At 66.6% G+C, this 7711-nt stretch carries 7 protein-coding genes; 3 read left to right on the plus strand and 4 right to left on the minus strand.

Annotation, left to right across the window (positions count from 1 at the left end; all coding sequences use genetic code 11):
- Positions 1-202 precede the first annotated feature (202 nt).
- From RT028_RS00915 to RT028_RS00925, 3 genes are all read left to right on the plus strand, one after another.
- Positions 203-1657, plus strand: a complete 1455-nt coding sequence (locus RT028_RS00915; RefSeq protein WP_312931375.1) for a M48 family metallopeptidase — start codon at positions 203-205, stop codon at positions 1655-1657.
- Between the two features lie 106 nt (positions 1658-1763).
- A complete protein-coding gene (locus tag RT028_RS00920) occupies positions 1764-2423 on the plus strand; it encodes a hypothetical protein (RefSeq protein WP_312931377.1) in 660 nt (219 codons plus the stop codon).
- 187 nt (positions 2424-2610) lie between these two features.
- Positions 2611-3636, plus strand: a complete 1026-nt coding sequence (locus tag RT028_RS00925) for a hypothetical protein (protein WP_312931379.1) — start codon at positions 2611-2613, stop codon at positions 3634-3636.
- A gap of 29 nt (positions 3637-3665) precedes the next feature.
- Here RT028_RS00925 and RT028_RS00930 read toward each other — a convergent pair whose 3' ends face one another.
- The 4 genes from RT028_RS00930 to RT028_RS00945 all read right to left on the minus strand — a co-directional run.
- Positions 3666-4427 (minus strand): ABC transporter ATP-binding protein, encoded by a 762-nt coding sequence (locus RT028_RS00930; RefSeq protein ID WP_312931381.1) that lies wholly within the window; start codon positions 4425-4427, stop codon positions 3666-3668.
- Positions 4424-5485 (minus strand): iron ABC transporter permease, encoded by a 1062-nt coding sequence (locus RT028_RS00935; protein WP_312931384.1) that lies wholly within the window; start codon positions 5483-5485, stop codon positions 4424-4426. The genes RT028_RS00930 and RT028_RS00935 overlap by 4 nt, the downstream gene beginning before the upstream one ends.
- The gene (locus RT028_RS00940; RefSeq protein WP_312931387.1) at positions 5482-6594 is read right to left on the minus strand and encodes an ABC transporter substrate-binding protein; all 1113 of its coding nucleotides are present in this window, start codon (positions 6592-6594) and stop codon (positions 5482-5484) included. Before RT028_RS00940 ends, RT028_RS00935 begins: the two co-directional genes overlap by 4 nt.
- A gap of 730 nt (positions 6595-7324) precedes the next feature.
- Positions 7325-7711 (minus strand): HAD-IA family hydrolase (locus tag RT028_RS00945; protein ID WP_312931390.1); only part of this gene is annotated, 387 nt, incomplete at its 5' end.

Genomic DNA, 7711 nt, shown 5'->3' on the forward strand with positions numbered 1-7711 from the left:
TGGGTCAGGTCAGAAATTTCACGCTCAGGGTGCTGAAGCGCGGAGCCCTTGCGCGGTGATCGCGAAATCGGCGATCGCAGCCAGCACTGCAGCGGTCACCGACAGCGCCGCTACGGCGCGGTCATGGCGCTGCTCTGCGACCGCCACAGGCCCTACCCATCCGAGCCCTGCCACACCTGATGATGTCGAGAATGAACAGATGATGAACCGCCTGCGACGAATGGCCTGGCCCTTGCTGGTGCTGCCGCTGGCCCTGATGGCCTGGAGCAGTCTGCAAGGCTGGCGGGCCAGCAACGTGCTGGCAGAGGCGCAGGTGATGCAGCAGTGGCTGGTCCAGCCCAGCGACGAGCGTTTGCAGCAATTGTCGTACACCGAGCGCAGCCAGGTCATCTCAGAGCAAGGTCGCCGCGACCAGTTCGAGTGGAAAGTCCGCCAGGCCGAGGCCGATCAGGGCTCATTGCGCCTGCGCCAGGCCCTGGCCTGGCTTGCCTACTGGCTGGCACTGGCCGCGCTGCTGGCAGGGCCGGGTACGTGGATCAAACTGCGTATCGATGCCTGGCGCGCACTGAAATCCCGACACTATCTGTACAACCACCTGAGCCAGAGCTGGCAGGTGATCGGGCGCTGGTTGGTGACCTACACCGGGCTGTTGCTGGCCGCCATCGGCATCAGCCTGCTGTATGAGCTGAGTTATGGCTGGAGCCACCTCAAAGGCGGTGGCTGGGCCATGGCGCTGGTGGCGATTCCGGTGCTGGGGGTGATGGGTATCGGCGTCAGTTTGATCGTGCGTCTGCGCAAACGCTGGCAGGCGATGGACACGCCGGTGTCGAGTGTTCTCGGTCGTGGCCTGAGCCGCGGCGAGGCACCCGGTGTATGGGCATGGGTCGAGGGCCTGGCCACCCAGCTCGGCGCGCCGTCGCCCGATCACATCGTCGTGGGGGTGGATCAGTCGTTCTTCGTGACCTGCGTGAACGTCACCATGCAGCCTTCAGGCCAGACACTCAGCGGTCGCACGATGTACTTGCCGCTGCCCTACCTGTGCACCCTGAGCCAGCAGGAAACCGCCGCGATCGTTGGCCATGAGCTTGGCCATTTCAGCAATCGCGACACCGAGCGCGGCAGTGAAGTCTCGGCGCACTTTCGCTTGATGTGCGAGCACTTCGAGCTGCTCCGCGCCGAAAACCCTGACCCTTCCTGGATCGAACGCCCTGCCCTCTGGATCAGCGCGCAGTTCCTCCTGCACTTTCAACTGGCCGTGCACCACTGGGGCCGCGCTGAGGAACTGCTGGCCGACCGCAGCGCCGCGCAAGTGGCTGGCACGCGCCTGTTCGGCCAGGCCCTGCTGCGGGTCGTTGCGCTGGAACGTGAAGTCAGGCCACTGCTCGACGATCGCCAGCACAGCAATCTGATCCAGGCCCTGGCCGAGCACCTGCAGCGCACGCCGCTGCGACTGGACGATCAAGTGCTGGAGCACACCGTGACCCATCCGTTCGATACCCACCCCCCGACAGCCCTGCGCTTGCGCCATCTACAGGTGGACATCGATGCCGAGCTGTTGGCCCAGGCCACGCGCATGCCTCGAGCGCAGGACCGCCAATGGTTCGCCCACCTGGCCCAAGCGCCTTCGCCGTGCAAGCTCGCAGGGGCCTCGGCATGACCCTCGGCGCTCGCCACATTGCCGTTCACGGCGCCCTACCCGCGTTACCTCAGGCCGCACCACCGCAGCCGCTCGATCCCTTCCCCCATCACCCGGAAACCCAGCCATGAGCACCCCACAGCAGCCCGACCCGTTGACCCACTTGGCCGAATCACTGAGCCGTGAACACAACCAGGCCCAGGACGCCAACCGCCAGCAAGTGATCGATGAACTCAAGGCCGTCGTCGCGCAGGTCCCTGAGCAGAGCGAGTTCACCAATACCCGCCGCTTCAAGGTGTGGGGGCCAATCCTGTTGCTGGGGAGCGTGATACTCCTGGGCATGGCAATCCACGCCGGCAACACCAAGGCCGTGATCTTCACCCTGGTCATGGTCGCGCTCTTGGCGATCCTGACCTGGCAACACCGCAACGCCGGCAATGCCGTGTTCATGCGCATCAACCGCCGGCAACTGACGGTAGACACCCTGAGCGCCCCGGTCGAGCTGACCGACATCACCGACATCCAGGTCAAGGATGAGGGCCTGATCACCCAGCAGACGCTGATCCTGCGCCCTGGCGCGCCGCTACCCAAGCACCGCGCCACGTTCCAGCTGTTCGGCAATCAGGCCCTGGCGCTGGCCAAGCCTGTGCCGAGTATCCGCGTTCAGTCGGCCGGGCTGATGCGCAATGGCCAACGCCTGCACATCGAGGACATCGCCGCCCTGCTGGACGCCTATCGCATGGCCGCGCATGCGCAGCAGCAGCTCGATGCCTTGCAACGTTGTTGATCAGCCCTTCTTTCCGATGGCGGCTCGGCGTGCGGTGTGGGCTGCGGTAACTGTCGCGGATCCCGGTTCGCGCGCGTAAGGCTTCCCCTCCCGCGCGAGCCTTTCAGAGCGTGCCTGGGCACTGGCAGCGTGGAACCGAGCTGGCTCGGGCGGGTCAACCCATTCCCCTCTGATGGAAGACACCGCCATGCTGGCGCAGCGCCTCGAGTCGCCGTCTTTGCACGATCTGCAAACCACCATTGCTGAGCATCTGGCCAGCACCGAAGCAGAGCTGGTCGTGCAATTCTCCGCCCCCGAGCAGTACCCGGCGCCCATTCTGGCGGCCTTGGACGCGCTGTGCGCAACCCACGGTCCCCGGCTCGAGGTGCGCTTCTGGGGCCACTTCGCGGGGCAGCCATTCGATGGACGCACGCTGGCGTCGCTGCCCCACGTACAGGTCTTGAGCCTCGATTGCCTCTATCAGGTCGAGAACCTGGAACGGCTAGGGGACCTGACTCAATTGCACAGCCTGGCGCTGGGTATGGACAGGCTCGATCTCAACCCCGTGCTGGCCCTGGATAACCTGCACACCTTGCGCAGTTTGAGGGTCGCCCAGGAAATCGGGACGAAGCTCGACCTGCACCCGGTGAGCCGGCTGCCACACCTGCAGGCCCTGCACCTGAACGCCAAAACCACCGGGCTGGCCCCGCTGCAAGCGCTCCAGGGCCTGACTGCCTTGAGCCTCTACCGCCAGCCGGCCAGCACCACCTTCGAGGTGGTCGCCAGCCTTCCAGACCTGCGTGATCTGGCCATCGGTTTCGGCAGCCGCGAGGGAATGCCCGAGCTGAGCAGCCAGAGCACCACGCACCTGCACCTGTGCCGTGCGCGTGGGTTGCAAGGCCTGGACCTGGCGCAGTTTCCCCGCGTGCAAGTGCTGCAGATCGAAGACCAGCCGCACATTGCCAGCCTCGACCTGACCCCTTGCAGGCAGTTGCACGCGCTGCGTCTGGAAAACCTCAAGACGCTGGCCCGGCTCGACGGCACGCATGAGGTGTCGCTGCGCAAACTGTCGATCTACAAGACCCCGGCTCTGGACCTGCTGGCCCTGCTCGATCCGCCCCCGCCGAGCCTGCAGGCCGCGCGCCTGATCAGCGGCAAGCGCGGCCTCGACCAGCCGCTCGAGGCCCGGCGCAGAGCGCTTGGGTTGGCCGGAATCGACGGTATGTTCGGCTGAGCCTGCTGAACCCACAGCGCTTGCTGCGCCTACAACACCGCGCGGTCGACCAGCACCTGCAAGCGGTCCCGCGAACAACGCTCGACCCGCGCTTCGACGCCGTACACCTCAGCCAGCAGCGCCGGTTGCAGCACCGCCTGCGGGGTGCCGCAGGCCACCACGCGGCCCTGGTTGAGCATCACCAGGGTATCGGCATGGCTGGCCGCGAGATTGATGTCGTGCAGCACGGCGATGGCCAGCAGGCGCTGGTCCTGTACGCGCTGGCGCACCGCGTCCATCACCCGCAGTTGATAGTGCAGGTCCAGGGCGCTGGTGGGCTCGTCGAGCAACAGCACCTGGGGGTTGCGGGCCAGCAACTGGGCCAGCGCGACCAGCTGTTTCTGCCCGCCTGACAACGCATCCAGCCCGCGCTCGGCCAGGTGTTCGATGCCCAATTGGCGCAACGCCTCGAAGGCGATGGCCGGTGGATTGTCGGCGCCGCTGACCCGCAGGCCGACGATGATGCTTTCCAGCACGCCCAAGGCAATGCCGGGGGGCAGTTGCTGGGGCATGTAGCTCAGACGGCGGGCGCGCTCGGCGAAACCCAGCCGCGTCACATCGACCCCTTCCAGGGTCAGCGCACCCTTCATCGGCTCCAGCCCGGCCAGCGCCCGCAGCAAGGTGGACTTGCCAGCACCGTTCGGGCCGACCAGCGCCACCAGGCTGCCGCTGGGCAGCGGCGGCAGGCTCAGGTTGTGGATGACCGTGCGCGAACCATAGGCGACGCACAGCGCGTTGATCGACAGGCTCACAGGTTTCTCCCCCGGCGGAACACCAGCGCGACGAACACCGGCACACCCACCAGTGCGGTGACGATACCCACCGGCACGATCATGCCCGGCAGTATCAGCTTGCTCGCCACCGACGACAGCGCCAGCAGCAAGGCGCCGACCAGCGCACTGGCCGGCAGCAGAAAGCGCTGGTCTTCGCCGACCAGCAGGCGGGCGATGTGCGGCCCGACCAGGCCGATGAAACCGATGGTGCCGACGAACGCCACAGCGGTGGCCGCCAGCAGGCTGATACGCAGCAGGGAGGCGTGGCGCAGCCGCCGGGTGTCGACCCCGAAGCTGCGGGCCCGATCCTCGCCCATGCGCAGCAAGGTCATTGCCGGTGCCGCGCGCAGCGAAAACGGCATCACCACGGCCAGCACGATCGCCAGGAGCGTCAGCGAATCCCAGTTGGCCCGCGCCAGGCTGCCCAGGGTCCAGAACACCAACTGTTGCAGCACGTCTTCAGTGGCCAGCATCTGCAGCAGCGACACCAGCGCGTTGCAGCTGAACACCAGGGCGATGCCGAACAGCACCAGGCTCTGCACGCCGGCACCGCGCAGGCGCGACATCACTTGCAGCAGCAACACCGACAGGCACGCGAAGATGAAGGCCATCAGCGGCACCTGCACACTGGGCGCCAGCCAGGCCACGCCCAACGGGTAGGCGATCGCCAGCGAAGCGCCCAGCGCCGCCGAAGACGACACGCCCAAGGTGAACGGGCTGGCCAGCGGGTTATCCAGGATCGCCTGCATCTCGGCACCGGCCAGCGACAACGCAGCCCCCACCAGCACTGCCATCAGCGCATAGGGCAGGCGCACGTTCCAGATGATCACCCGCTCGGTGGCGCTGAGGCTGGCCGGGTCGAACACACCGTGAATCAGTTGCCACAGACCCATGCCCGATGCACCACTGGCCAGATCTGCGAGCACGGCCAGCACCAGCAACAGCGCCAGTCCGATGACCAGCCAGGTGCGTCGCCACAGCAGATGGCGATAGCGCGCCGCTGCGTGCAACGCCTCGGTGGAGGCCTGCGCGGTCATTTCGCGTCGATCCAGTAACTGCCTTCAAGGTCGACCTTGAGCAGTTGGTTGATCTCGGCCAGGGTCGCGTGCGGGTCGAGGTCTTTGAACAGCTCGGGGTGAATCCAGCGGGCCATGGCTTCAATGGCGAGGATGTTGAACGGCGAGTTGTAGAAGTCGTGCCACAGGGCGTGGGCCTGGCCTTGCTGGATCGGCCGCAGCGGGGCGAACTCGGGGCGTGCGGTAATACGCGCCAGGCTGTCACGGGCAGTTTCCGCGGTAACGCCAGCGCCGAGCAACACGCCCGGGGCGCGGTTGCCGGTGGCGATGTATACGTCCGGGTCTTGCTGCAGCACGTATTCGACGCTGACATCGCCCAGCGCGCCAGGCACCACGTCGGCGGCAATGTTGTGCCCACCCACCGCCGTGATCACGCTGCCCAGGCCGCTCTTGCCGGTGGTGTGCCCGGGGGCCTGCCAGACGCCGGGCAGCAGCTCGAGGAAGACCTTGGGCCGCGCGCTGTCCTCGATACCGGCTACACGTTGCTCGACTTGCTGCAGGTGGCGGTCGTACAGGCTGAGGAAGTTCTGCGCCTGCTGTTCGCGGCCAAGCAAGGTGCCCAGCGCTTCGAGGCTGACCCGGGTATTGCGGATCGGGTGCACGCGAAAATCAATGAACAGGACCGGCACCCCGGCCTTGGCCAGCAGGTCGGCCACCGGGCTGTGCTGGGTCGGGCCTTCGCCGGCGATGCTGAAGATGGCCAGGTCCGGTTTCAGGCTGAGTATCTGCTCGGCGCTGACGCTCTGCTCGGAGGCCTGGCCGATCAGCGGCAGCTGGCTGATCTGCGGGTACTGCTTGGCGTATACCGCATAGGTATGCGGGTCCAGCAAACGCATGTCGTTCTGCCAGCCCACCACCCGCTGGAAGGGATTGTCGCGGTCGAGCAGGGCCAGGGCGAAGAACAGCCGGCCCTCACCCAGCACGATGCGCTGCGGCGGGTGATCGACGCTGACGGTACGGCCCAGCACGTCGGTAACCTGCGCGGCGCCTGCAGGCGCAGACAGCCCCAGGCAGCAGCAGGCGATGGCGAACAACGGCAGCAGGCGCCGCCAGGTGGGGAAGCGGGTCATGGACAGGGCTCCGGAACAGGTCGGTGGACAGGCAGTCGCGCACGCGGCGGTGGCGCAGGCGCAGTACGAAGGGCGTGGGCAGATCCTTTGGCGGGAACAGGCATCGAGGATCGTTGCGCACGTTGCAGATACGTGCAGCGCAAGTGCCAGCGGTACACCGCACGCAGGTGTGCTCTCGCCTGCCTCTCGCCGGGTCCAGGCCTTGCGCGACGCACTGCACTGCACCAGCACGGCGAATGCATCCCATTCGATGCGGCAACAGTCTAAAGACTCGCCATCGATCACGGCTGCGCGGGAATGTAATGGTCTGCCATTGCGCGCGGCGCCATTACACGCCGTTACATCGAAGCGGTCTGTAGGGCCAGTGACATCGCAACTGTCTGCTGGATGGGTTGCATGGGTGCGGTAGGCTGACTTGAATTCGGGGTCGGCACCGACCTAGGCACTGGGTCGGCGGCGGCGCCCATCGCGGCTGAAGCCGCTCCCACATCCGTGTAGGAGCGGCTTAAGCCGCGATGGCCGGCATAGCCGGCCTGATTCAGGCGTCGCGAAATAACAGGGAAATAGACGTTGCAGCCTTGGGTCGGCTGCGCGGCCCATCGCGGCTGACCGGAGCGCCGGACCGGCCGCTCCCACAGGGATAGTTTTTCGCGAAGCGCGTGTGCGCACTTGGGACCAAATCAGCCTGCTCATCGCGGTCCGTGCAGTGCGCACCGAAATGCTTGGCGCCTCAGCCCAGCAATCTGTGCAACGCCTGACAATCCACCGCATGCCAGTCGGTCAGCTCCGGCCAGGGGTTGTCCGGCACGTTCACCAGCACGGTGCGGGTGCCCGCCGCGCGGCCGCTGTCGAGGTCGATGCGGTAGTCACCGACCATCACCATCTCGGTCGGCGCCACGCCCCAGGCCTGGGCGATCTTCAGCAGCCCTTCCGGGCTGGGTTTGGGTTCGGCCTCATCGCGCCCCAGCACCTGTGAGGATTCAAAGCAGTCGGCGATGCCGATGGCCTGCAGCGTGACATGCGCCAGCTCGCGCGCATTGCGCGTCAGCACGCCAAGGCGGCACCCGCGCGCGGCCAGCGCCCGCCCGATCCAGAGGAAGGGAAACAGGTCGCCGGC

The sequence above is a fragment of the Pseudomonas sp. genome (genome assembly GCF_032058845.1).
In the GTDB taxonomy this organism is placed as follows: domain Bacteria; phylum Pseudomonadota; class Gammaproteobacteria; order Pseudomonadales; family Pseudomonadaceae; genus Aquipseudomonas.